Origin of the sequence: Streptomyces sp. 8K308 (assembly GCF_004348315.1) — a bacterium.
GTDB lineage: Bacteria > Actinomycetota > Actinomycetes > Streptomycetales > Streptomycetaceae > Streptomyces.
The window spans coordinates 1-23,521 of record NZ_SMKC01000017.1 but is presented as its reverse complement, the minus strand read 5'-3'; the positions used below and the strand labels follow the sequence as shown (position 1 = coordinate 23,521).

Sequence of the window (23,521 nt, the reverse complement as noted above, 5' to 3'; positions counted from 1 at the left end):
GCGGGCTCACACCCCGGGCAGCGGGTCCTGCTCCACCGGGTGCTCCGGCGGGCGCGGGGCCGTGCGGAGGGCGAGCTTGGCGCGGCAGTCGGGGCCGAGGCCCCACAGCCGCGCCTCGCGGTCGTGCAGCGGCCGGCCGCAGAGCCGGCAGGCGACGCGGGGCCGGCCGGCCCCGCCATCCGCGGCCGACGGCTCGGCCACGCCGGGCAGTTCCAGGTCCACCACATCCATGGGCACCGGATAATCCATGGGCACCGGTCTATCACTCGTCCCTCGGCGCGACCAGCGGGAAGAGGCGGGCGATCGCGGCGACGGGCGCGGCGGCCGCCGGTCGGCCGCGCCGGTCCTGGTAGGGGGCGAGGAGGGCGCGGATCTGCTCGCCGAGGCGGGCCAGCTCGGCCGGGGTGACGTGGACGACGGCGGAGAACGCCTCGTCCCGCCGCCACTCCTCGGGCGCGGCGTCGCGGTGGGCGAGCCAACGCTGGTAGCTCTCGTCCTCCAGGCCGCGCGCGAGGAGGTCGAAGCCGGGGTCCGGCTCCGCCGGGGCGCGCAGCCGCCAGGGGCGGATCCGGCCGCCGCCGGTGTGCGGGGCCTCCTCGATCAGGCCGTGCCGGGCGAGCTGGCGCAGGTGGAACGAGCAGAGCCCGGAGCTGTGGCCGAGCCGGCGGGCCGCCTCGGTCGAGGTGACGGTGCCGAGTTCGGCCAGCAGGTCGAGCAGCGCCCGGCGCACCGGGTGCGCCTCGAAGGAGGTGTCGGCCGGGCGGGCGGGGGACTCGTCTTCTTCGGTCACTTTGCAAAGTCTGGTACTTTGCAAGGCGCAGGGTCAAGTCCCGGAGCCCACGAAGGAGTTGCGCCATGGCCGCCGTGTTGGTCCAGGGGGAACCCGTCGACGCCTACCCCGTACCCTCGCCCGAGGCGGTGCGCGGGTCGGTGCGGCTGATCACGGTGATCGGCGAAAAGGTGCTGCACCGGCCCTGCCGCGAGCTCACCGAGTTCGGCTCCGCCGAGCTGGCCACCCTGGTGGACGACATGTTCGCCACCCTCGACGTCGCCGAGGGCGCCGGGCTCGCGGCCAACCAGGTCGGCGTCGATCTGCGGCTCTTCGTCTGGGACATGACGGACGAGTGGGGGGTGCGGCACGTCGGGCACATCGCCAACCCGGTGCTCGACGAGGTGCCTGCCGAGCGGCGCACCCTGCTCGAGGAGCCCGAGGGGTGCCTGTCGGTGCCCGGGCCCTATGTGCCGCTGGCCCGCCCCGACCACGCCGTCGTGCGCGGCGTGGACCTGGCGGGCCGACCGCTGGTGATCGAGGGCCGCGGCTACTTCGCGCGCTGCCTCCAGCACGAGACCGACCACCTGAACGGTCGGCTCTACGTGGACCGGCTCGCGGCCCGCGAGCGGAAGGCCGCGCTGCGGGAGATGGGGACCCTGCGGGACCAGGTCATCGCCCGCCGCGCGGCCCGGGCGGAACGGCGTGGAAAAGGGTGAGAAAAGAACGGGGTGAGGGAGAAGGGGTGAGCCGGCCCGTCACTCCTGGCCGACCGTGACCTCCTCGTCGTTGCGCAGCTGGTTCATCAGCGTCTCGGTCTGCTCCATGTCCCACAGCACCGCCGACTGCCCGTCCGGGGTCTGGAACCCGGGGTCGGCGATCGGGATGTTCATCCGGTTGGCGCCGCGCATGCCCCAGAACATGGAGCGCAGGTCCCACAGCGACATGTCCTCGTCGACGATCAGCGAGTCGAGCGACGCGTTGGCCACCGGGAAGAGGCGGAACGGGTTGAGCAGCGTGGCCGGCGAGGCGGCCTGGTCGGCGAGGGTGCCGAGGAACTCCTGCTGGTTCTGGGTGCGGCCCAGGTCGCCCTCGGCCTCCTGGTACCGCTGGCGGTTGAAGGCCAGGGCCTCGGCGCCGTTCATCTGCTGGCAGCCGGCCTCGAAGTTCGCGCCCGAGTTCTCGTCCTGGATCGGCTCGTCCAGGCACATCTCGACGCCGCCCAGCGCGTCCACGACATTGGCGAAGCCGGCGAAGCCGATCTCGACGTAGTGGTCGATGCGGATGTCCAGGTTGTACTCGATGGTGCGGGTCAGCAGCCAGGGGCCCTCGATGGAGTAGGAGGCGTTGAGCTTCTGCTGCTGCTCGGGGATGCGGTTGCCGGACTCGGAGCCGGTGAACTCGGGGATCGTCACCCAGGAGTCGCGGGGCAGGCTGATCATGGTGCTGCCGTTGCTGCCGACGTGCAGCAGCATCATCGTGTCGGTGCGTTTGCCCTCGACGCTGCCGGTGTGCAGTTCCTGCTGCTGCTCCTCGGAGAGGCCTTCGCGGCTGTCGGAGCCGACGATCAGGTAGTTGGTCCCCTCGCCGGCGGGCGGGCGGTCCTCGACCATCGAGAGGTCGACCTCGCGGCGGAGCCTGGAGTCCGCCCAGAAGTAGGTGGCGGTGGCGACCGTCACCAGCGCCAGCACGAGGGCGAGCGCGGTGTAGCCGATGCGGCGGCCCCAGCGGGGGCGGCCCGGCGGGTGCGCGTCATAGTCGTTGCCCGGCGGTGGGGGCGGGGGTCCCTGGCGGCCCGCGCCCCGGTAGACCTGGCCCTCGTTGTAACCGGAGTCGTATCCCGGGGCGTGTCCCGGCCCCTGGCCGCCGCCCTGCCCGGGCACCGGGCCAGCCGGCTGGTACGCGTCGTGTTGCGGTGAGCGCTGCCGCGGGGGTCTCTGGACGTGGGGCATGACCCGCGCGCCCTCGGGCGTGGGGCGGCGGTTTCGGTTCTGGTCGTCGTCGGTCCATCCGTCGGGCCAGTCGCTCATAACACAGCAGTCTGCCTGCGGTAAGACGACCCGCGGGAGCTGGGGGGCCGACTGTGGCCTACCTGACACAAACGGTCGCACTGGGTGGCCGCGCCGCTGCTGTCTAGGCTGAGGATATGACCGACCTTCCCGGGAAGCCGACCGCGGCCTCGCGCACCACGCTCTCCCACATCATGTCGCCGAACGACGTCAACCTGCTGGGCACCGTGCACGGCGGCGTGATCATGAAGCTGGTGGACGACGCGGCCGGTGCCGTCGCGGGTCGGCACTCGGGCGGTCCCGCCGTCACGGCCTCGATGGACGAGATGGTCTTCCTCGAACCGGTCAGGGTGGGCGACCTGGTCCACGTGCACGCCCAGGTCAACTGGACGGGACGCACCTCGATGGAGATCGGCGTGAAGGTGCTGGCCGAGCGGTGGAACGAGTCACGGCCCGCGAGCCGGGTGGCCACCGCCTACCTGGTGTTCACGGCCGTCGACGAGAACGGCAAGCCGCGCCCGGTGCCGCCGGTGATCCCCGAGAACGACCGGGACCGCGGCCGTTACCAGGAGGCGCAGATCCGCCGCACCCATCGACTGGCGCGGCGCCGGGAGATCCAGGAACTGCGCGACCGGGCGCAGGAGCGGGCGTAGGGCCCGTCTTCCGGATCACAGCCGGGCGATGCGGGCGTGCCGCTGGCGCGGCGCGCGGCGCGGCGGGCGGACGCCGGCGAGCAGGATCAGGCGTGCGGCGCGGTACCGCTGGCCGGCGTAGGGGGCGAGCAGTTCCAGCATCCGCTCGTCGTCCGCGTCCCGCTCGCCGGCCAGCGCGTAGCCGACAGTCCCGGGCAGGTGCAGGTCGCCGACGGTGACGGCGTCCGGGGCACCGTTGCTGCGCTGCAGCGTCTCGGCCGCCGTCCACGGGCCGATGCCGGGGACGGCCTGGAGGCGGGCCAGCGCCTCCGGCAGCGGCATCGCGGCGGCCTCCTCCATCCGGCGGGCCAGCCGCGCGGCGCGCACCACGGCCGCCGAACGCTTGCCGTCCACGCCGGCCAGGTGCCACTCCCAGGACGGCAGCAACGCCCAGGTCCGAGGCTCGGGCGGCACGAAGAGGCCGAGCTCCGCGCCGGGCCCGGGGGCCGGCTCGCCGAAGCGGCGCAGCAGCAGGCGCCAGGCGCGGTAGGCGTCCTCGGTGGTGACCCGCTGTTCGAGGATCGAGGGGATCAGCGACTCCAGCACAAGGCCGGTGCGGGCGAGACGCACCCCGCGGTGGCGGCGCAGCGACTCGGCGACCAGCGGGTGGCGGGGGACGAACGCGGCGGGGTCGTCGTCCGCGCCGAGCAGCGCGGGAAGGGTGTCGAGCGCCCAGTCGGCGCCGGGGCCCCAGGCGGTGGCGGCGACCACGCCCGCCGGCCCGGCCGTCAGCCGCAGGGTGGCCGGGCCGTGTGGGGTGCGGGTGGCGCGCCACAGCGGGCCGTCGGCGGCGGCCCGGAACGCGGGGTCGTACGGCCCGCGCCGCAGCACCATCAGGCTGCGGCGCAGGTCGTACGGGTCCTGGGGAGTCCACTCACGATGCGGCACGCCCGGCAGGCTACGCGACGGGCTGCGGCGTCTCGTCGTCCGGCTGGGTGCCCTGGAGTTCGGTGGCGGTGGTGCGGATGGTGGGCAGCAGGTCGTAGAGCTTTCCGCCCGGGCAGTCCGTCGGGTACGCGTCCTGGTGTCCCGACACGTTGTCGAGCTCCACGGTGGTACCGGCCGGCCACTGGCCGCCGGTGCTCGTGCGGTTGCTCGTGCCGCTCGGGTCGACGCCGTGCAGGCCGAGCTTCCAGGCGACCAGTCGCGACAGCGCGTCGCGGGCGTCGGCGCTCACCCCGGTGTCGTCGTAGGTGCCGAGGACGGCGACGCCCGCGCTGTTGTGGTTGAAGCCGAGAGTGTGGGCGCCCTGCACGGGCTCGGCGATGCCGCCGGCGCGGCCCTCGTAGAGGGTGCCGCACCTGTCGACGAAGAAGTTGTAGCCGACGTCCCGCCAGCCCTGGCTCTCCACGTGGTAGAGGTAGATGCTCCGGATGAGCGACGGCACCTCGGAGCAGGCGTAGTCGTTGCTGCCGGCGGTGTGGTGCACGAAGACGGTCTTGACGGTGTCCGTGTAGACGAAGCCGCTCTCCCGCAGGCTCTCGTCGGCGCCCCAGCCGGCGCGGGTCACGATGGGCGGCCGCAGGCCGTCGTCGGCGGCGCCGGCGAGCGGCGCCGGCTCCTCGCCGGGGGCCGGGGCGTCCCCGGCGCTCGGCGTGCCGGGGACGACCAGTTCGAGGCGCAGCCCGGCCGGCAGTTCGCGGGCCCGCGTGTCCTCGCCCCCGCCGGAGGCGGCCGGCAGTACCCGGACCTGGACGCCGTCCGACGGGCCGACCCACAGCGGCGCGGTGCCGCCGCGCGGCTCGCCGCCGGCCGCCTCGGCCGAGCCCGGCCCGGGGGCGTGGTCGGGCCACGGGTCGAGCTGCCGCCAGTCGGACCAGTCGCCGGTGTCGGCGTCCCTGGTGCGAACCCGTACCTCGCCGTTCAGGGGCGCCTCGGCGTCCGTCCAGACGACGCCGAGCAGCGAGAACGGATCGGTGACGGTGGCCGGCAGCCCCCGCAACCCGGACTGCTCCGCGCCGCCACCCTCGGGTCTCGGGCGGGCGTCAGGCGGCCGGGCGGGGCCGATCGCGGCCAGCGGCCCCAGGGCGAGCGACTGGAGGCCGCCGGCCGGCGGCGGCGCCGGGGCGGTGGACGGCCGCCCGGTGGCCAGGGCGGGCGCGGCGAGCAGGGCGGCCGAGCAGGCGGTTCCGATGAGGGAGACAAGCAGTGCACGCATGGCAATGATCCTGGGCATACCTGGAGAGATCTGTCCATTCGGGGAGTAATCGGATGAGCGCGGAGCGTGCCCGCGGCGGCGCGCCCCGACGCCCGCCGCCGACCGCCGCCGCGGACCGCCCCGGGGCTACCCTGGCGGCGTGAACACCGCCGACCACACCCCCGCCGACCTGCTGCGTTCCGCCCTCGCCGCCGACCCGGGCCGGCCGCTGCTCACCTACTACGACGACGCCACGGGGGAGCGCGTCGAGTTGTCGGCCGCCACCCTCGCCAACTGGGTGGCCAAGACCGGCGGCCTGCTCCAGGACCAGCTGGGCGTGGCGCGCGGCGAGCGGCTCGCCCTGCTGCTGCCCGCCCACTGGCAGACCGCCGTCTGGCTGCTGGCCGCCGCCGCCACCGGCGTCGTCGTCGAGATGAACGGCGACCCGGCCGACGCCGACCTGGTGGTCGCGGGCCCCGACCGGCTCGAGGAGGCCCGCGCCTGCAAGGGCGAGCGGGTCGCGCTCGCGCTGCGCCCGCTCGGCGGCCGCTTCCCGCAGCCCCCGGACGGCTTCGCCGACTACGCCGTCGAGGTCCCGGGCCACCCCGACACCTTCGCCGTCTACGACCCGCCGGGGTCGCACGACCCCGCGCTGGTGGTGGCCGGCCGCGCGTTCACCGGCGGCGAGCTGCTCGCCACGGCCCGCGCCGACGCGGCCGAGCGCGGCCTCGGGTCCGGCGACCGGGTGATGTCGCTGGCCGGATACGACACGTGGGCCGGGCTCTCGGCCGGCCTCTACGCGCCGCTCGCCGTCGGCGGCTCGGTGGTGCTGTGCCGGAACGCCGACCGACTCGACGCCGAGGCGCTCGCCGCGCGCCGGGAGAGTGAGCGCGTCACCCACTTCGCCGACTGACGGTGGCCGGGGCACCAAGGCGCCCCCAGGATCGACACCATGAGGGTGCCGAGACAGCCCGCCTACCACGCGCCGGACCGCGCCGCGGAGCCCGAGTCCACGCCTCAGGCGCCGCGCGCCGGCCGGCGCCGCAGGTGGTGGCGCCGGTCCTGGCGCCGCGTCAGGATGCGCTGGTTCGCCGCCGCGCTGGCGTTGGTGGTGCTCGGCTCGGCCACCGCCGGTTGGTGCTATCTGCGCGGCCTGGACGGCAACATCGTCACCGACGTCACCACGGCCGACGAGCTGGAGCGGCACCGCGCCGAGCGCCCGGCCCGCACCCCGGGCGAGGCGAAGAACATCCTGGTGATCGGCGCCGGCGAACGCAGCCCCGACACCGTGCTCCTCTTCCACCTGGCCGGCGACCGGCGCAGCGCCACCGCGCTCGCCCTGCCACGCGCGCTCGCCGTCGACGTGCCGCGCTGCACGGGAGCCGACGGCGCCCGCCTCGCCGCCCGCCGCGCCACGCTCGACGCCGCCCACGCCTCTGGCGGCGCGGCCTGCCTGATCCGCGCCCTGGAGGGGCTCACCGGCATCCGGGTCGACCACCACCTGATCGTCGACTACGGGGTGCTCGGCCAGATCGCCGACGCCGTCGGCGGCGTCGAGCCCTGCACCCTGGACGCGCTGGCCAGAAAAGTCGCCAGCAGCGGGGTGCTGCTCAATCCCGCCAAACTTTTGCCACTGCTTGACGCTCTCACCTCATCCATCACATCCGACACGGAGCTCAACTCGCTCCGCGAGCTCTACGACCTGATGCGCGAGATCCGCGCCGTGCCCCGCGACGAGCTCCGTTTCCTCACCGTTCCCACGGAAAGGGGCGACCAGAAGGACCTCGCCGAGGCCGACGCCGACGCCCTGTTCACGCTGCTGCGCGAGGACCGGCCGGTGTCGAAGGAGGACGGCGGACCGCCACTTGTGACCTCGGGCGGCGCCGCGGCGAACACCATGTGCGAGTAAAGAGCAAGGCGATAAAACAGTGAAAAGGGGGAGTAGCGGGAGGTTTGGCGTCGCTGGCGGGGGTGGAATGCGTCACCGTCATCGCTGCGCGCGGAACCTGGGGGCTAGTGTGTGCCGTCTGATCCTTGAGCAGGCACACGGAGGGCGCACGGAAACGTGGACGCGCAGGGACGTGGGGGAGCGGGCGATATCGACCCCGCGGATCAGTGGGTATTGAACCCGGAGACCGGCAACTACGAGCTGCGGCTCCCGGGTGCCCGACAGCCGGGGGCGACCGAGGGGAGAACCGGGTCGGCGTCCGGCAGCGGCGCGCGCACACCGCGTAACGCTCCGCCACGACAGCGTCGCGCCCCGTCCGCTCCGGGCGATCGCGAGACGCCGGGCACCGGCGACAAGCCGGTACCCGGGCAGCGCGACCGGCGTGCCCCCGTCAACCGCAGGAAGGGCAGGGGCGCCAAGAAGAAGCGCAGCCGCGGCCGGCGAATCCTGACCTGGGCGGGCGGCACGCTCGCCATGATCGTGCTGGTCGCGGCGCTCGGCGCCTGGTACCTGTGGGAGCGCCTCAACGGCAACCTGACCCGCGTCGACGCCGGCACCAGCGCCGACTACGACGACGACGACCCGGTCAACATCCTCTTCATCGGCACCGACAGCCGCACCGGCGAGGGCAACGACTCCTACGGCGGCGAGGCCAGCGAGGGCAACGACACCACGATCCTGATGCACTTCTCCGCAGGTCGCGAGCACGCGACCGGGCTGAGCATCCCCCGCGACATGATCACCGACATCCCCGCCTGCGAGATCACCGGCGAGGACGGGACGACGGAGACCATCCCCGCCTCCGAGGGCGTGCGGTTCAACCAGGCCATGGGCGCCATGGGCCGCGACCCGAGCTGCGTGGTGAACACCGTCCAGGAGATGACCGGCGTCACGATCAACCACCTGATCATGGCCGACTTCAACGCCGTCAAGGAGCTCTCGTCGGCGGTGGGCGGGGTGCCGATCTGCCTCGAGGAGCCCATCGACGACCCCAAGTCGGGCCTCAACCTCCCCGCCGGCGACCACGTCGTGGAGGGCGAGGAGGCGCTCGCCTTCGTCCGCACCCGCTACGGCGTCGGCAACAGCGGCGACCTGGACCGGATCAAGCTCCAGCAGCAGTTCGTCGCCTCGATGGCCCGGCAGATCACCGACGGCGGGATCCTCTCCAGCCCCACCAGGCTGCTCGAGCTCGCCGACGTCGCCACCCGGGCGCTCACCGTCGACGACGAGATCGAGAACGTGAACGACCTGCGGCTGCTCGCCGAGGACCTGGGCCGGGTCTCGATGTCCGAGATGAACTTCGTGACCCTGCCCGTCGTCGACAACCCCGACGAGCCGGCCGACGCCCGCGCCACCGTGGTCATCGACGAGGCCCGCGCCGCGCCGATCTTCCGGATGATCCAGGAGGACATCGATCCGAACCAGGCCGCGGAGGAGGAGGCCGCGGCCGAGGAGGAGCAGGCCGAGGCCGTCGAGCCGGCGCCGGCCGCCGAGGTCCGGGTCGACGTCTACAACGGTGGCGACGTGATGGGCGCGGCCCAGCAGACCCTGGAGTGGCTGCAGAACGTCCAGGGCATGCCGCTGACCACCAACAAGAGCAACGCCCCTGAGTCGCAGGAGACCACGACTCTGGAGTACGGTGCCGACCAGGCCGACCAGGCCGCCACGCTCGCCGAGGTCATGGGCCTCCCTGACTCGGCGCTCCAGCAGGTCGACGAGGACCGCGGGGAGACGCCCATGGTGCTCATCCTGGGGAACGACTTCCGTGGCCCGGGCCAGCCCATCGAGGTTCCGGCGGAGCTGCCGGAGGACGTCGACAGCATCACGGCGGACGACGAGAACGTCTGCGCCAGTTGAACCAGGCCACTTGAACCGGGCCACCCGGCCTGGGCGGCCCGACCTCCGCCCGGCCGGGTGGAGCCGATGACAGCGGAGGTGGGGGAACCCGTGCGGAACACCGGGATACGCGACGGGGGCGAAGGGGGAGGCGGCCCGGCCGGGCCGGGCGGCCGTGACGAGGGCACGGTCCCGCTGCCGCGCGTCGCCGAGCCGGACGCCGCGGCGCCGGCCGCGACGACCACCGAGGCCAAGGCCGAGCCGGCCGCCGGTGCCGGCCGCGCCGAGACGCGCCGCGCCCGCAGGAAGACCAAGCCGCGCTGGCGCCGGGTCCTGCTGTGGACCTCCGGCTCGCTCGCCTTCCTGGTGCTGGCCGCGGCGGCGGCCGTCTACTTCTACATCGAGCACCTCAACGGCAACATCGAGTCCGACGAGCTGAACCTCGGCAACAACCAGCTGGAGCGATCCCAGCCCAACGCCGACGGCCAGGTCCCGCTCAACATCCTGCTGCTCGGCTCGGACACCCGCGAGGGCGCCAACCAGGAGCTCGGCGGCGGCAGCGAGGGCGGCGAGCGCGCCGACGTCCAGCTGCTGATGCACGCCTCGGCCGACCGCAGCAACATCACGCTGATCAGCGTGCCGCGCGACACGGTCGTCACCATCCCCGAGTGCACCGACCCGGAGACCGGCGAGGTCTACCCGGAGACCCGGGGCCGGATCAACTCCTCGCTCGGCCACGGTGGGCCCGGGTGCGTGGTCGCCACCTGGGAGGAGTTGACCGGCATCCCGATCGACCACTTCATGATGCTGGACTTCCAGGGCGTGGTCAGCATGGCCGACGCGGTGGGCGGCGTGACGGTGTGCGTGGAGGACAACATCCAGGACCCCGAGTCGCACCTGCGGCTGCCGGCCGGCGACAACGTCGTCGAGGGCGAGGACGCCCTCCGGTGGCTCCGCACCCGGCACGCCTTCGGGGACGGCAGCGACGTCGGCCGCACCAGGGCCCAGCAGATGTATCTGAGCAACATGGCCGACGAGCTGCAGAACAGCACCTCGCTGACCAACCCGACCGAGCTCATGAACCTGGCCGAGGCCGCCACCAACGCGCTCACCGTCGACAACGGGCTCGCCAGCGTCCAGGACCTCTACAGCCTGGGCGAGGACCTGCGCTCGGTGCCCGGCGACCGGATCAACAGCATCACCATGCCGTGGCTGCCCGACCCCGCGGACCCGGAGGTCACGGTGGTGCCCGACCCGACCGAGGCCGAGGCGCTGTTCGCCCTGGTCAGGGACGACATAGCGCTGGATGACCAGGACGCCGCGCCCGCCGGGGACCAGGGCGAGGGCGGGTCGGCCTCCCCCGAGGCCACCGCCGACCCACCCGCGGAGGTCGAGGTGCTGGTGCGCAACGGCACCGGCGACGTCGCCACCGGCGAGGCCCCGGTGGACGGCAGGGCCAGCGACATCACGGAGGAACTGGTCGCCCAGGGGTACACAGGCGCCGCCACCGACCTCGCCTCGGAGCCCCAGGCGAACTCACAGGTGCTCTACCCGGACGCGGGGGACAGGGCCAACGCGGAGGCGGTCGCCGAGGCGGTGGGTCTGCCCCACTCGGCGGTCCGGATATCCCCGAGCGCCGAGGGGGTGACGCTGATCGTCGGCAACGACTGGCGGGAGGGCACGGCCTACCCGGAGCCGACCCCCGACGAGAGCGCCGACCCGGACTCGGGCTCGGGCGCGGATTCGGGCTCCGGCTCGGGTTCGGACTCGGGTTCAGGCGACGAGGAGCAGGCCGTCGACGACGACGCCATCCTCTTCGGTGACCAGGAGGACTGCATGGCCGTCAACCCGCTCCCGCAGTACACCTGGTAGGAGCGCGGGCGAGCCGGGAGGGCGAGGGACCGGTCCTGGCGGACCGTGGTCAGGGCTGCTCCGCGACGACCGGCTCGCGCCGGGAGGCGATGACCTGCCGGGCCAGCTTCCTGGGGCTGGTGAGGAAGCCCCAGCCCCAGGAGAGGTGCATGGTGGCGAGTGCCAGCGGGATCCTGATCCGTGCGCCGAGGCCGAGCCCCCTGCCCGCCGGCACCGAGCCCAGCGCGATCGCCGCCAGGTAGCCGCCGGGCACCAGGAGCCCCCACGGCGTCAGCACCGCGCCCACCACCATGCCGGCCGCGATCGCCACCAGCGCCACCGGCGGCGCCAGGTAGCGCGGGTTGATGGACCCGGCGTGGTAGCGGGCCACCACGTGCCGCCAGCGGCCGTAGTTGCGGTACTGCTTGGCCAGCGCCGCGACCGAGGGTCGGGGCCGGTAGGAGACCAGCAGCTCGGGCGAGAACCAGATGAGGCCGCCGGCCTGCCGGATGCGGTAGTTGAGCTCCCAGTCCTGGGCCCTGATGAACTCCTCGTTGTAGCCGCCCTGCCGCTCCAGCACCTCGCGCCGGAACACGCCCAGGTACACGGTCTCCGCCTCGCCAGCCACGCCGCCGGTGTGGAACGCCGCGTTGCCGACGCCGATCTTCGAAGTCATCGCGGCGGCCACCGCGCGCTCCCAGTCGTTCTCGCCCTCGGCGTGCATGATGCCGCCGACGTTGGCCGCGCCCGTCTCGTGCAGCAGCCGCACGGCGGTGGCGATGTAGCCGGGCGAGAGCATGCCGTGCCCGTCCACCCTGACCACCACTGGGTGCGAGGACGCCCGGATCGCCGCGTTGAGGCCGGCCGGCGTCCGTCCCGTCGGGTTGGGGACGGTGCGCACCCGGTCGTCCCCTGCGGCCAGCTCGGCGGCGATCTCGTCCGTCCTGTCGGTCGACGGGCCGAGCGCGATCACGACCTCGATCTCGCCCGGGTACTCCTGATCAAGAATGTGCCGGACCGAACTGCGCAGATGCCGTTCCTCGTTGAGCACCGGCATGATCACGGACACGGCGGGGGTCGGAATGCTGGTCACCGGCTCACGTTACCGCGAACGGGGGACCCCGGAGCGCGCCGGCCCCGAGTCGAAGATCGTATGGACATACGGTGACCGCGGGAGGTGCCCAGGATGCCCGCGACCACGTCACGACCCGAACGCCACCGAGGATTCCTCAGCCGCTGGTCCCTGCGGCTCGCGGCCGCGCTCGCCGCCATGGTGCTGCTGACCAGCGGCGTCGGCCACGCGATGGTCGACTCCGTGGCCGGTGCCGTGCGGCGGGTCGACCCGTTCCAGGGACTGCGGGAACGCCCGGACGCCGGGCGCGGCCTCAACATCCTGCTCATCGGCACCGACTCCAGGGAGGGTCTGACTGAGGAGCAGCGCCGCGGCTACCACGTCGGCGACGTCGGCTGTCACTGCGCCGACGCCGTCATGCTGCTCCACCTCTCCGAGTCCCGCGACCGGATGACGGTGGTCAGCCTGCCGCGCGACACCTACGCCCAGCTGCCCGCCCACGACCTCGTCCTCTCGAAGGGCCACCACGAGGGGCACGCCGACAAGCTCAACGCCGCCCTCTCGCACGGCGGCCCGCCGCTGATGGTGCGCACCGTGGAGTCGCTGACCGGGCTGCGCGTCGACCACTACCTGGAGGTCGACTTCGCCAGCTTCGTGCGGGCGGTGGACGAGGTCGGCGGCGTCGAGGTGTGCACCGCCGAGCCGCTGAAGGACGAGCGCGCCGGCCTCGACATCCCCGCCGGACGCACCATGCTCGACGGCGTCGGCGCGCTCTCCTACGTCCGCGCCCGCCACCTCGACGGCGGCTCCGACGTCCACCGGTTGGAGCGGCAGCAGGAGTTCCTCGCCGCCTTCCTCGACCGGGCCATCAACGACCGCGTGCTGCTCAACCCGGCCCGGCTCGGCGGCACGGTCGACGCGCTCGTGGACTCCGTCGCGGCCGACCCGGACTTCGGGGCCGAGGAGATGCTCGAACTGGCCAGCCTGATGCGGGACTTCGACCCGGCCAACACCGAGTTCGCGGCCGTGCCCGTGGCCGACGACGCCCGCGAGGTCGAGGGGCTCGGCTCCACGATCATCTGGGACCGCCCCGAATCCGACCGCCTCTTCGACGCCCTGCGCTCCGACGAGCCGCCGCCGGCCCCCACCGACGCCGGCCCCGCGGCGGCCCCACCCCAGGAACGGGACGAGGCCTACTGCTGACCCGCCCCGGCCTCCGGCCAGGGACACCGTTCGGCGCGGCCGGCCGTAGGTTGGCAACCGCCCCGGCCGCTCGTCGCCGGCTCCGGCCGGAGGCCGGTGGCGCCCGACCAGGCGCGGGCCTACGGCCGCGCGCGGTGCCGGCCCGGGCCTTGGGCCCGGCGTGGCCATCCGGTCGGCGTGGCCGGCCTACCGCACCTCGATGAACGCGTCGGCGTCGCGCGGCGCGCGACTGCGCGGCCGAGCAGCCGCGTGGCCGACGGCGACGGCGCCCATCGGGTCCCAGTCGTCCGGCAGGGACAGCTCGGCGCGGACCACGTCGCGACAGAACATCGTGGACGAGACCCACGCCGAGCCCAGGCCCTCGCCGGCCAGCGCGACCAGCAGGTTCTGGACGCCGGCGCCCGCCGCCACCACGAACATCTCGCGCTCGGCCGCCGCGCGCCGCTCGTCCGGGTAGTCGTGGGAGCCGTCCATCACCAGGCACGGCACCACCAGGTAGGGCGCGGCCCGCAGCACCTCGCCCCGCCGCACCCGGCGCGCGATCGACTCCTCCGACCTGCCGTCCCGCCGCAGGTCCGCGATCCACGCCGCGCGCATCGCGTCGAGCAGCCGGGTCCGGCTCTCGGCGGACTCGAGCAGCACGAACCGCCACGGGGTGGTGTGGTGCGGGGCCGGCGCCGTCACCGCGGCCGCCACGGCGCGCCGCACCGCGGCCGGGTCCACCGGCTCGGCCGTGAACTCCCGCACCGTGCGCCGCAGCGCCACCGCCTCCCGCACCGCCTCCGACGTGCCGAGGCGGAACATGTCGGACGCGGCGTCCCGCACCAGGTCCCGCGCCGTCGCCGGCCCCTCGGCGACGAGGCGGCCGAGGCCGCGGACCACGGCCACCGGCAGGCCGGCCGTCTTGCCCTTCACCAGCTCGGCCGCGGCGGCCAGTTCGTCCCCGACCGCGGTGATCGTGACGCCCAGCGCGTTGCCGTACGGGTCGACCGTGCCGCGCAGGTCGTCGAGGACGGCGATCCCGGCGGCGCCGATCGCCACGTCCGTCTGCCCCTCGCGCCACGGCCGCCCGAAGGTGTCGGTGATCAGCACGCCGACGTCGACGCCGAGCAGTTCCCGCAGCCCGCGCCTGATCCCGGCCGCCGAGGCGTCCGGGTCCTCCGGCAGCAACAGCACCGTGCCGGCCGGGGTGTTGGACGCGTCCACGCCGGCCGCCGCCATCACGAAGCCGTGCCGCGACTCGACGATCCTGGTGCGCCCGCGCCTGGCCACTATCCGCACGGCCTCCTCGTCGACGGCCGCCTCCCGGTCGTCCGCGAGGCGGACCCGGCCCTCGGCCTTGCTGACGATCTTGGAGGTGACGACGACCACGTCGCCGTCGAGCAGCCCGGAGGCGCCGGCCGTCGACGCGGCCGTGGCGATCAGCTTGACCAGGTCGTCGCCCTCGGCCACCTCGGGGATGCCGGGCAGCGCCCACACGCGGTACGAAGGGGGTTCTGTGGTGCTCACGCCGCCCCGACCTCCTCGGCGAGCTCGAGCGCGGCGGTGGCCATGGCCGCCGCCGCTTCGATGTCGGTCATCATCAGCGGCACCGCCCGGCAGCGGATGCCGTCGTCCTCCACCGCCTTGACCACGTGCGCGTCGATGGTGTCCACCAGCCAGCCGTCGAGCAGCCCTGAGCCGTAGTGCCGGGCCACCGCCGCGGCGGTGGCCTCGACGCCGACGGCCGCGAGCACCTTGTCGGCCATGCCGCGCACCGGCGCGTCGCCGACGATCGGCGACAGGCCGACGACCGGCACCCCCGCCTCCGCGATGCCCTCGCGCATGCCGGGCACGGCCAGGATGGTGCCCACGCTCACCACCGGGTTGGACGGCGGGAAGAGGATGACGTCCGCGGCCTCGATGGCCTGCAGCACGCCGGGCGCAGGCGACGCCTGCTCGGCGCCGACCGGCACCACCGCGTGCGCGGGGACGGCGGCCCGCAGCCGCACCCAGTACTCCTGGAAGTGCACCGCCTTGCGGCCGCCGACCCCGTCGTCGATCAGCACGTGGGTCTCGACCCGGTCGTCCGTCATCGGCAGCAGCCGGACGCCCGGCCGCCAGCGCTGGCACAGCGCCTCGGTGACCGCGCTGAGCGGGTAGCCGGCCTCCATCATCTGGGTGCGCACGATGTGGGTCGCGAAGTCCCGGTCGCCGAGGCCGAACCACTCGGGCCCGACGCCGTAGGCGGCCAACTCCTCCTTGACCGTGAAGGTCTCGTCCGCGCGGCCCCAGCCCTGGCCCTCGTGGATGCCGCCGCCCAGCGTGTACATCACGGTGTCGAGGTCGGGACAGACCTTGAGGCCGAACAGATGGATGTCGTCCCCGGTGTTGCCGATGACGGTGATGTCCGCGTCGGGAGCGGCCCGCTTCAGCCCACGCAGGAAGCGGGCGCCGCCGATGCCGCCGGAGAGAACCACGATGCGTCGCATGCCCGTCAGTCTGTCAGCAGGCCAGGGCGTCGCGCGGCACGGGTGCGGAACGGGACCGCGGGTGCATCCGCATCTGGGTGAGCCCCGGGAAGTAGACGTGCAGGCTGACGGCCGGCTCCAGCGAGGCGTTGACCACCTCGTGCACGAAGCCGGGCGCGAGGACCCGCAGCGAGCCCGGGGTGAGCACCCGGCCGCCCCGGTCGGCGGTCGTCTCGGTCAACGCGCCGGCGAGCACGCCGTAGACGCCGCTCGACTCGCCGTGGTCGTGCCACCCGCTGCCCTGCCCCGGCACCCAGCTCAGCAGCCACACCTCGTACCCGGGCCCGGTGCGCAGCCGGTGGTACCAGCGGCTACTCGGGTCGTACCGCACCAGGGGCGCCCAACACTCCCGGTCCCCGGCCAGCGCGGTGGCCAGGGCGGCGAACTCCGCCACGGTGGCGGGGTGCTCGGGAACGGGCGGCAGTAGATGCGGGATCGCCAGCGGGTTGCCGGCGATTTCGTTGTCGTTGTCCATGGGGTCTGAGGTGTGCCTCGGAGAGCTCGGTTGGTCGAAGTCGGACTCGAAGGATGCCCTACTGGAACGGCGTGGCCGCGCCGACGTCAACTGAACGCGCGACCGCGGCCATTGTTTCATCACTTCCGGTCGCCGCGGATGCGGAATGGTTTATGAGCGGGGTGGGCCGGACAGGTGCCGCGTTGCCCATCCGTGATCCCGCTGTGATCTTCGTCGCTGACGTCCGCCGGTCGCAACAAATCCGGTGTCTCGTTCGTCCTTCCTCACACACGGGACGGACAGGGGAGGGGGAGCGAGGGATACGGCCGGCGCGGGCGGGCGAACGCGCATAATTTGTGGCGATTTGAACACTTTCCGTATGGCTGTGGTGCCACAGGGTGAATCATCGGGTGAATGGCAGATCGTGGCTTGTCCGGGCGGCGACCCCACTTGTAATTTCACTCATGTCGTTCGAGCGGTATCGATAACGACGGCATCACGGGGACGCAAAGAAGACGAGGGGCGCGCATATGACCGAGCTGTTCCAGCAACTGCTGGTCGACGAGGCGGACGAAGAACTCGGCTGGCAGGAGCGCGCGCTGTGCGCCCAGACCGACCCGGAGTCCTTCTTCCCCGAGAAGGGTGGATCCACACGCGAGGCCAAGAAGGTCTGCCTCGCCTGCGAGGTCCGCTCCGAATGTCTCGAATACGCCCTGGCCAACGACGAACGGTTCGGAATCTGGGGCGGATTGTCCGAGCGTGAACGCCGCCGCCTGAAGAAGGCCGCCGTCTGACGGCGGTTTGACGACCGTTCGACGGCCGTCCGGTGGACCGAGGGGCCCTGACACTCCCAGCCGCTAGTGTGGTGCGACGTCCACCACCCTCCAGCGAACCGGGGTCCGCACCTCGATGTCCGTGCAACGTCATCCCGAATTCCCCCAGCACGTCGTCACGGCGGTGCTCGTCTCGCATGACGGCGAACGCTGGCTCCCCGAGGTGCTTGCGGGCCTGCTCGGCCAGGATCGCCAGATCCAGGACGTCATCGCCGCCGACACCGGCAGCGCCGACTCCTCGGCCACCCTGGTCAGCGACGCCATCGGCCCCGAACGCGTGCTCCACCTCGCCCGCCGCACCGGCTTCGGTGCCGCCGTCGCCGAGGCGGTCCGCACCGCGCCCGTGCTCACCCCGGACGACCTGCCCTATCTGAAGCGGCCGAGCGCCTGGGACCCCACCACCCGCACGTGGAACAACGACGTCTACGACCTGCCCGAACTCCCGCACGGCGAACCGGTCCACTGGCTGTGGCTGCTCCACGACGACGCGGCCCCCGAGCCCGACGCGCTGCTCGAGCTGCTGCGTCAGGCCGACGCCAGCCCGTCCGCCGCCGTCATCGGCGCCAAGCTCCGTGGCTGGTACGACCGCAGGCAGCTGCTCGAGGTCGGCGTCTCCATCGCCAACAGCGGCCGCCGCTGGACCGGACTCGACCGCCGCGAGCAGGACCAGGGCCAACACGACCAGGTCAGACCGGTCCTCTCGGTCTCCACCGCCGGCATGCTCGTCAGACGCGACGTCTTCGACCGGCTCGGCGGCTTCGACAAGCGCCTGCCGCTGATGCGCGACGACGTCGACCTCTGCTGGCGCGCCCAGGCCGCGGGACACCGGGTGTTGATCGCGCCGGGCGCCGTCCTGCGGCACGCCGAGGCCGCCTCCCGCGAGCGCCGCACCATCGACTGCGCCGGCCGGCTGGGCGGCAGCCCGCACCGCGTCGACAAGGCCGCCGCCGTCTACACGCTGCTCGTCAACGCCCGCACCGCGGCGCTGCCGTGGGTCCTCTTCAGGCTTGTCCTCGGCACCCTGCTGCGGGTCCTCGGCTACCTCGTCGGCAAGCTCCCCGGGCGCGCCCTCGACGAGGCCGCCGGGCTGCTCTCCACCCTGCTGGTGCCGGGACGCGTCCTCGGGGCCCGGCGCCGCCGCCGCTCCATCGCCGACCCGGGCACCGACCCCAAGGAGCTCCGCCCCTACTTCCCGCCGGCGGGCGCCACCGTCCGCACCACCCTGGAACAGGTCGTCAGCAACGTCGGCGGGCGCTCTGAGCCCGCCGCCTCCTCCGGCGGCCGGCACGGCGCCGTCGAGTCGGGGCCGACCGACGACGAGGCGGACTCCCTGGAGATCGAGCAGTTCGCCCGGATCAGGCGGCTGGCCCGCCGCCCGGGCCCCATGCTCTTCCTGGTCCTCTTCCTCGCCTCGCTGCTCGCCTGCCGCGGCCTGCTCGGCTCCGGCGCCCTCACCGGCGGCGCCCTGCTGCCGGCGCCGGGCGAGGCCGACGCCCTGTGGGACCGCTACCTGGAGACCTGGCAGCCCGTCGGCACCGGTGGCGACGCTTCGGCCCCGCCCTACCTCGGCCTGCTCGCGCTGCTCTCCAGCCTGCTATTCGGCAGCCCCGGGCTCGCCATGACGCTGCTGCTGGTGGCCTCGGTGCCGCTCGCCGGCGTCAGCGCCTACTTCAGCTCCACGCCGCTGGTCATGTCCCGGCTGCTGCGCGCCTGGGCCAGCGTCGCCTACGCCTTCCTGCCCGCCGTCACCGGCGCCCTGGCCTCCGGCCGGATCGGCACCGCCGTGCTCGCCGTGCTGCTGCCGCCGCTCGCCCGCACCGCCGTCGCCGCCGCCGGCCTCGCCAACCCGACGGGCCGCGGCTCCTGGCGCGCCGCCTGGGCCTGCGCCCTGCTGCTGACCGCCGCCACCGCCTTCACGCCCGTCGTGTGGCCCATGGCCGTGCTGCTCGCCGTGCTCGCCCTCGTCCTGCCGCTCCGCCAGGAGCCGGGGCCGCGCCGCGCCCGCGTGTCGCGCTTCGCCGCCGCGCTGCTCACCCCGGCCGTGCTGCTCGGCCCCTGGTCCTGGTCGGTGCTGCTGAGCCCGTCCGACTTCCTGCGCGAGGTCGGGCTGCCGTTCAGCACCGCCCAGGCCGGCGCCTTCCAACTGCTCAACATCAACCCCGGCGGCCCCGGCACCCCCGCCACCTGGCTGCTCGCCGGTCTCGTGCTCGCCGCGCTCGCGGCCCTGCTGCGCGCCGAGCGGCGGCTCGCCATCCTCGCCGCCTGGGCCTGCGCCCTGGTCGGCCTCGTGTTCGCCGTCTGGTCGGACGGCGAGGGCTGGGCGGGCCCCGCCACCCTGGTCTACGGCCTCGCCCTGCTGTCCGCCGCCGTGCTCGGCGCCGACGGCGCCCGCTACCGGGTCGCCGCCCAGAGCTTCGGCTGGCGGCAGCCGGTCGCCGTCGCCATCGCGGGCGCCTCGGCCGCGGGACCGCTGCTGGTCGCCGCCGGCTGGATCCTCTCCGGCGCCGCGGGCCCGCTCGAGCGGGCCAACCCCGTGCAGGTGCCGGCGTTCGTCGCCGAGGAGAGCTCCACCCGCGACCAGGCACGTACCCTGGTGCTGGCCGGCGCCAGCGGCTCGAACGGCGGCTCGCCAGGTCACGTCGACTACACCCTGACCCGCGGCTCCGGCGCCCGGCTCGGCGACGCGGAGCTCGCCGAACTCGTCGGCGACGACACGGACCTGGGCCGCGCGGTGGGCAACCTCGCCGCCGGCTCTGGCGCCGACCAGACCGCCGTGCTCGCCGAGTACGCCATCCGCTACGTGCTGGTCAAGGACGGGTCCCCGCGCGGCCTGCACCGGGTCCTCGACACCACCCCGGGACTCCAGCGGCTCAGCCAGGAGGACGGCAGCGCCCTGTGGCGGGTCGGCAGCGAGGTCTCCCGGGTCACCGTGCTCCCGCCCGAGGAGGGCGAGGGCGCCGACGCCGAGCCCCTACCGGTCCCGGCCGGCGCCGTCGAGGTCCACACCGACCTGCCCGAGGGGCCGGCCGGCCGCGTCCTGCGGCTGGCCGACGCCGCCTCGCCCGACTGGCGGGCCACGCTCGACGGCGCGCCGCTGACCCCCGTCACCCTGGGCTGGGCGCAGGGCTTCGAGCTCCCGGAGGGCGGCGGCCGGCTCGACATCGTCCACGAGACGCCCACCACCCACACCGCGTGGGTGTGGACCCAGGGCTTCGCGCTGCTGGTGCTGACGGTGCTCGCGCTGCCCGGCCGGCGCCGCGAGCTCGACGACGACCTGCCCGAGGAGGACGCGCCGCCCGCCGAGGCCCCCCAGGGCCGCCGGGCCCGCCGCATGGCCGCCGCCGAGGCCGAGGCCGAGCCGACTCCCGCGCCGCCGGCCGAGGACGCGCCGCGGCCGGAGCCCGCCTACGTCCCGCAGCAGGCGGCCCATGCCCAGGACCAGTGGGCCGACCCCGGCTACCAGCAGCCCTATCAGGGCCAGTACCAGCAGCCCGGGTACCCACCCGGGTACCCACCCGAGTACCAGCAGCCCGAGTACCAGCAGCCCGAGTACCGGCAGTCGGAGTTCCAACAGCCCGAGTACCAGGACCCGGCGGCCTACCCCCAGGCCGGCCAGCCGATCCCGCGGCAGCAGGGCCACGACGGCTGGGGCGACCAGGACTACGACCAGAAGTATGTCGCGCCGTATGACTATCCGGGCGACTACGGCGACGGGAGCGACCAGCGGTGAACCGCGCGACCATGTCCCTGCTGGCCGGCGTCGCGGCGCTGGCCGCCGTCACCGGCGCCGCCATGCTGCGGCCCGCCGACGACGTCGAGGTGCGGACCCTGGAGGCACGGCTGCCACGCCCGGTCGAGCGCAGCGCGCTCACCTGCCCGCGGCCCAGCGCCTCCGAGTCCGCCACCACCTGGTACACCGCCTTCACCCCGCCGCCGGACGACGGGCCCCCGGCGTCGGAGAACGAGGGCGAGAGCAGCGCCGCGCTGCTGCCCGCCCCCGAGTACTCGCCGGGCGCCACCGACGACGAGATCACCGAGAGCCCGGACGACGCGGAGGCCGAGCCCGTGGCGCCGCTCGCCGAGCCGGGCGCGCCGGTCACCGTCACCGTCACCGACGCGGGCGCCCCCGCGCTCACCGGCATCGCCGAGGCGGGCCTCGCCCCCGGCTGGACCGTGCAGCAGACCACCCGCGTGGAGGCCGGCACGGGCCGCGGCCTGCTCGGCACCGCCTGCCAGACCCCGGACACCGAGTTCTGGTTCGCCGGCGCGAGCACCGCCGACAGCCGCCACGACTACGTCCACATCACCAATCCGGACGCCGCCGCCACCGTCGTCGACATCGAGCTGTACGGCCCCGAGGGCCGGGTCGAGACGGACACCGCCGAGGGCTTCACCGTCCCCGGCGGCACCACCGTCCCGGTCCGGCTCTCCACCCTGACCGACGAGCCGCTCGGCGACCTGGCCGTGCACGTCACCGCCCGCACCGGCCGGATCGGCGCCCAGATCGAGGCCGTCGACGACCAGCGCGGCGCCGACTGGCTGCCGCCCGCCACCGCGCCGGCCGGCGGCCCCGTCGTGCTGCCCGGCATCCCGGCCGCGGCCACCGGCGTGCGGCTGGTCGCGTTCGCGCCCGGCGACGAGGACGTCACCCTGGAGGTGGGCTTGGCCGGCCCGGGCGGCACCATCACCCCGGCTGGCTTCGAGACCGTGTCGCTGCGCTCCGGCGAGCTCACCGCCCTCGACCTCGGCAACCTCACCCAGGGCGAGGCCAGTTCACTGGTGCTGACCCCCGCCGGCGGCTCGGACGACGGCCGCGTGGTGGCCGCGCTCCAAGTCGTCGGCGGCGAGGAGGACGCCGCCGAGATGGCGTTCATCCCCGCCACCTCCGCCATCGAGGAGCGCGCCACCGTCTCCGGCAACACGGGCTCAGGCACCACCCTGGCGCTGGTCGCCCCGGGCGACGCGGTCGAGGTCTCCGTCACCATCTCCGCCGGCACCGAGGGCGGCGAGCCGGTCACCGAGACCTACACCGTCGACGGCGCGACCACCCTCACCGTCACCCCCGAGATCCCCGAAGGCACCGAGGGCAGCTACGCGATCACCGTGCGGCCGAACGGCGCCCCGCTGTTCGCCGCGCGCACCCTCACCATGGGCGACTCGGCCGACCGCGTCTTCACCGTCCAGACCCTCCCCGACGACCGCTCGGCCGTCGAGGTCCCCGAGACCGGCCAGGACCTGTCGATCCTGCTCGACTGACCCGCCCCCCTGTCCGGCCCCTCATTCCTGTCCGTACCGGGGGTCGACCGACTCGGGCGCGAGCCCGAGCAGGTCGGCCGCCTGCTCGACGCAGACCTCGTGCACCAGCTGCGCGCGCTCCTCACGGTCCCGACTGCGCAGCTCCACCGGCCTGCGGTAGACCACGATCCGATCCGGGCGGCCGCGCCGACCCCGCACCACCCGGCCGAGCGGCACCGAGTCGGCGGCCTCGGCCCCCGCCCCACCGCCGCCCTCCAACCAGGGCACCTCCTGCACCGCGAAGTCCACCGAGGTCAGCTGCGGCAGCCGCCGCCGCAGCCGCTCGGCCGAGTCGTGCACGAGGGAATCGAAGGTCTCGGCGCGGCTGGCCGCGAGCGGCACCTGCGGCGGGGCGACCGGCCCGCGCATGCCGCGGCCGTGCCGGTCCCGATGCCGATGACCGGCCGGGCCGGACGGGGCCGGGGGGACGCTGTTGGATCTGTCCATCAACCATCGACCATAGAGGACGGAACGGCCCGGGGGTCAGAACGCGCACCACCCTCGGCACCGGACAACGCGGAACCTCCAGACGAATCCCCACACCGCGGACACCCCGGCGGCGACACGGCGGGGTGACGCCGCCCCGAGTCGTCGCGGCCCGCTCAGGAGTGCGGTACGGTCCAACATCGTGAGCCCCGTCCGTCGCTGTTCGCGCACCGCGTGCGCCCGCCCCGCCGTGGCGACGCTGACATATGTCTACGCGGACTCCACCGCCGTCCTCGGCCCCCTCGCCACCTACGCCGAGCCCCACTGCTACGACCTCTGCGCGGAGCACTCGGAGCGGCTGACCGCCCCCCGCGGCTGGGAGGTCGTCAGGCTCGCGATCGACTCCGCCGCCGCCCGGCCGAGCGGGGACGACCTCGAGGCGCTGGCCGACGCCGTCCGCGAGGCCGCCCGCACCCCGCCGCGCCC

At 74.2% G+C, this 23,521-nt stretch carries 21 protein-coding genes; 11 read left to right on the top strand and 10 right to left on the bottom strand.

The features are described from left to right. Positions 1–6: 6 nt before the first annotated feature. The gene (locus tag E1265_RS04745) at positions 7–249 is read right to left on the bottom strand and encodes a DUF6011 domain-containing protein (RefSeq protein ID WP_243740533.1); all 243 of its coding nucleotides are present in this window, start codon (positions 247–249) and stop codon (positions 7–9) included. Between the two features lie 13 nt (positions 250–262). Then, positions 263–790, bottom strand: coding sequence for a helix-turn-helix domain-containing protein (locus E1265_RS04740; protein WP_243740532.1), 528 nt, complete (start codon positions 788–790; stop codon positions 263–265). Between the two features lie 65 nt (positions 791–855). Here E1265_RS04740 and def point away from each other — a divergent pair, with 65 nt between their 5' ends. Next, entirely contained in the window at positions 856–1,488 is a 633-nt protein-coding gene (gene def, locus E1265_RS04735; protein WP_132928937.1) for a peptide deformylase, read from the top strand. Between the two features lie 39 nt (positions 1,489–1,527). On the opposite strand, the gene E1265_RS04730 is transcribed toward def, so the two are convergent. Further along, complete coding sequence (locus E1265_RS04730) at positions 1,528–2,799, bottom strand: LCP family protein (protein ID WP_132928936.1); 1,272 nt, start codon at positions 2,797–2,799, stop codon at positions 1,528–1,530. A gap of 116 nt (positions 2,800–2,915) precedes the next feature. Here E1265_RS04730 and E1265_RS04725 point away from each other — a divergent pair, with 116 nt between their 5' ends. Further along, a complete protein-coding gene (locus tag E1265_RS04725) occupies positions 2,916–3,431 on the top strand; it encodes an acyl-CoA thioesterase (RefSeq protein ID WP_132928935.1) in 516 nt (171 codons plus the stop codon). Between the two features lie 15 nt (positions 3,432–3,446). On the opposite strand, the gene E1265_RS04720 is transcribed toward E1265_RS04725, so the two are convergent. After that, a complete protein-coding gene (locus tag E1265_RS04720; protein WP_243740538.1) occupies positions 3,447–4,304 on the bottom strand; it encodes a DNA-3-methyladenine glycosylase 2 family protein in 858 nt (285 codons plus the stop codon). A 64-nt stretch (positions 4,305–4,368) separates the two neighbouring features. Continuing rightward, a complete protein-coding gene (locus tag E1265_RS04715; protein WP_132928933.1) occupies positions 4,369–5,628 on the bottom strand; it encodes an N-acetylmuramoyl-L-alanine amidase in 1,260 nt (419 codons plus the stop codon). Between the two features lie 139 nt (positions 5,629–5,767). Between E1265_RS04715 and E1265_RS04710 the strand changes: the two genes are divergently transcribed. The 4 genes from E1265_RS04710 (at position 5,768) to E1265_RS04695 (ending at position 11,263) form a co-directional block, all read left to right on the top strand. Beyond that, positions 5,768–6,520, top strand: a complete 753-nt coding sequence (locus tag E1265_RS04710; protein ID WP_132928932.1) for a TIGR03089 family protein — start codon at positions 5,768–5,770, stop codon at positions 6,518–6,520. A 39-nt stretch (positions 6,521–6,559) separates the two neighbouring features. Then, complete coding sequence (locus E1265_RS04705; protein WP_132928931.1) at positions 6,560–7,516, top strand: LCP family protein; 957 nt, start codon at positions 6,560–6,562, stop codon at positions 7,514–7,516. Between the two features lie 213 nt (positions 7,517–7,729). Further along, positions 7,730–9,412 carry an LCP family protein gene (locus E1265_RS04700; protein WP_347877152.1) on the top strand — a complete coding sequence of 561 codons (1,683 nt, stop codon included), beginning with the start codon at positions 7,730–7,732 and terminating at the stop codon, positions 9,410–9,412. Positions 9,413–9,478: 66 nt separating this feature from the next. Beyond that, positions 9,479–11,263 carry an LCP family protein gene (locus E1265_RS04695; RefSeq protein WP_243740531.1) on the top strand — a complete coding sequence of 595 codons (1,785 nt, stop codon included), beginning with the start codon at positions 9,479–9,481 and terminating at the stop codon, positions 11,261–11,263. Between the two features lie 49 nt (positions 11,264–11,312). Here E1265_RS04695 and E1265_RS04690 read toward each other — a convergent pair whose 3' ends face one another. Continuing rightward, positions 11,313–12,326 carry a glycosyltransferase family 2 protein gene (locus tag E1265_RS04690; protein WP_132928960.1) on the bottom strand — a complete coding sequence of 338 codons (1,014 nt, stop codon included), beginning with the start codon at positions 12,324–12,326 and terminating at the stop codon, positions 11,313–11,315. A 102-nt stretch (positions 12,327–12,428) separates the two neighbouring features. Between E1265_RS04690 and E1265_RS04685 the strand changes: the two genes are divergently transcribed. Then, positions 12,429–13,517, top strand: a complete 1,089-nt coding sequence (locus E1265_RS04685; RefSeq protein WP_132928929.1) for an LCP family protein — start codon at positions 12,429–12,431, stop codon at positions 13,515–13,517. A gap of 186 nt (positions 13,518–13,703) precedes the next feature. Here E1265_RS04685 and E1265_RS04680 read toward each other — a convergent pair whose 3' ends face one another. From E1265_RS04680 to E1265_RS04670, 3 genes are read right to left on the bottom strand one after another with little or no spacing between them, the layout of a single operon-like run. After that, positions 13,704–15,026, bottom strand: a complete 1,323-nt coding sequence (locus tag E1265_RS04680) for a coenzyme F420-0:L-glutamate ligase (protein WP_132928928.1) — start codon at positions 15,024–15,026, stop codon at positions 13,704–13,706. Continuing rightward, entirely contained in the window at positions 15,023–15,988 is a 966-nt protein-coding gene (cofD, locus tag E1265_RS04675; protein WP_132928927.1) for a 2-phospho-L-lactate transferase, read from the bottom strand. The genes E1265_RS04680 and cofD overlap by 4 nt, the downstream gene beginning before the upstream one ends. A gap of 13 nt (positions 15,989–16,001) precedes the next feature. Further along, positions 16,002–16,502: a cysteine dioxygenase family protein gene (locus E1265_RS04670; RefSeq protein WP_132928926.1), complete on the bottom strand. Its 501-nt coding sequence runs from the start codon at positions 16,500–16,502 to the stop codon at positions 16,002–16,004. A 509-nt stretch (positions 16,503–17,011) separates the two neighbouring features. On the opposite strand from E1265_RS04670, the gene E1265_RS04665 reads away from it, so the two are divergent. The 3 genes from E1265_RS04665 to E1265_RS04655 all read left to right on the top strand — a co-directional run bounded on the left by E1265_RS04665 (position 17,012) and on the right by E1265_RS04655 (position 22,570). Continuing rightward, positions 17,012–17,275, top strand: a complete 264-nt coding sequence (locus tag E1265_RS04665; RefSeq protein ID WP_132820341.1) for a WhiB family transcriptional regulator — start codon at positions 17,012–17,014, stop codon at positions 17,273–17,275. Positions 17,276–17,390: 115 nt separating this feature from the next. Beyond that, positions 17,391–21,044: a glycosyltransferase family 2 protein gene (locus tag E1265_RS04660; RefSeq protein ID WP_132928925.1), complete on the top strand. Its 3,654-nt coding sequence runs from the start codon at positions 17,391–17,393 to the stop codon at positions 21,042–21,044. Continuing rightward, positions 21,041–22,570, top strand: a complete 1,530-nt coding sequence (locus tag E1265_RS04655) for a DUF5719 family protein (RefSeq protein WP_132928924.1) — start codon at positions 21,041–21,043, stop codon at positions 22,568–22,570. The genes E1265_RS04660 and E1265_RS04655 overlap by 4 nt, the downstream gene beginning before the upstream one ends. 21 nt (positions 22,571–22,591) lie before the next feature. On the opposite strand, the gene E1265_RS04650 is transcribed toward E1265_RS04655, so the two are convergent. Next, complete coding sequence (locus E1265_RS04650) at positions 22,592–23,056, bottom strand: metallopeptidase family protein (RefSeq protein ID WP_132928959.1); 465 nt, start codon at positions 23,054–23,056, stop codon at positions 22,592–22,594. Positions 23,057–23,234: 178 nt separating this feature from the next. On the opposite strand from E1265_RS04650, the gene E1265_RS04645 reads away from it, so the two are divergent. Then, a partial coding sequence (locus E1265_RS04645) for a DUF3499 domain-containing protein (RefSeq protein ID WP_132928958.1) occupies positions 23,235–23,521 on the top strand: 287 nt, incomplete at its 3' end.

Excerpts from the sequence above, each read along its gene's own strand:
- E1265_RS04705 (WP_132928931.1), top strand. The coding sequence starts at position 6,560 with ATGAGGGTGCCGAGACAGCCCGCCTACCACGCGCCGGACCGCGCCGCG.
- cofD (WP_132928927.1), bottom strand. The coding sequence starts at position 15,988 with ATGCGACGCATCGTGGTTCTCTCCGGCGGCATCGGCGGCGCCCGCTTC.
- E1265_RS04695 (WP_243740531.1), top strand. The coding sequence starts at position 9,479 with ATGACAGCGGAGGTGGGGGAACCCGTGCGGAACACCGGGATACGCGAC.
- E1265_RS04720 (WP_243740538.1), bottom strand. The coding sequence starts at position 4,304 with ATGGTGCTGCGGCGCGGGCCGTACGACCCCGCGTTCCGGGCCGCCGCC.
- E1265_RS04725 (WP_132928935.1), top strand. The coding sequence starts at position 2,916 with ATGACCGACCTTCCCGGGAAGCCGACCGCGGCCTCGCGCACCACGCTC.
- E1265_RS04670 (WP_132928926.1), bottom strand. The coding sequence starts at position 16,502 with ATGGACAACGACAACGAAATCGCCGGCAACCCGCTGGCGATCCCGCAT.
- E1265_RS04660 (WP_132928925.1), top strand. The coding sequence starts at position 17,391 with ATGTCCGTGCAACGTCATCCCGAATTCCCCCAGCACGTCGTCACGGCG.
- def (WP_132928937.1), top strand. The coding sequence starts at position 856 with ATGGCCGCCGTGTTGGTCCAGGGGGAACCCGTCGACGCCTACCCCGTA.
- E1265_RS04715 (WP_132928933.1), bottom strand. The coding sequence starts at position 5,628 with ATGCGTGCACTGCTTGTCTCCCTCATCGGAACCGCCTGCTCGGCCGCC.
- E1265_RS04685 (WP_132928929.1), top strand. The coding sequence starts at position 12,429 with ATGCCCGCGACCACGTCACGACCCGAACGCCACCGAGGATTCCTCAGC.
- E1265_RS04745 (WP_243740533.1), bottom strand. The coding sequence starts at position 249 with ATGGATTATCCGGTGCCCATGGATGTGGTGGACCTGGAACTGCCCGGC.
- E1265_RS04650 (WP_132928959.1), bottom strand. The coding sequence starts at position 23,056 with ATGGACAGATCCAACAGCGTCCCCCCGGCCCCGTCCGGCCCGGCCGGT.
- E1265_RS04730 (WP_132928936.1), bottom strand. The coding sequence starts at position 2,799 with ATGAGCGACTGGCCCGACGGATGGACCGACGACGACCAGAACCGAAAC.
- E1265_RS04665 (WP_132820341.1), top strand. The coding sequence starts at position 17,012 with ATGACCGAGCTGTTCCAGCAACTGCTGGTCGACGAGGCGGACGAAGAA.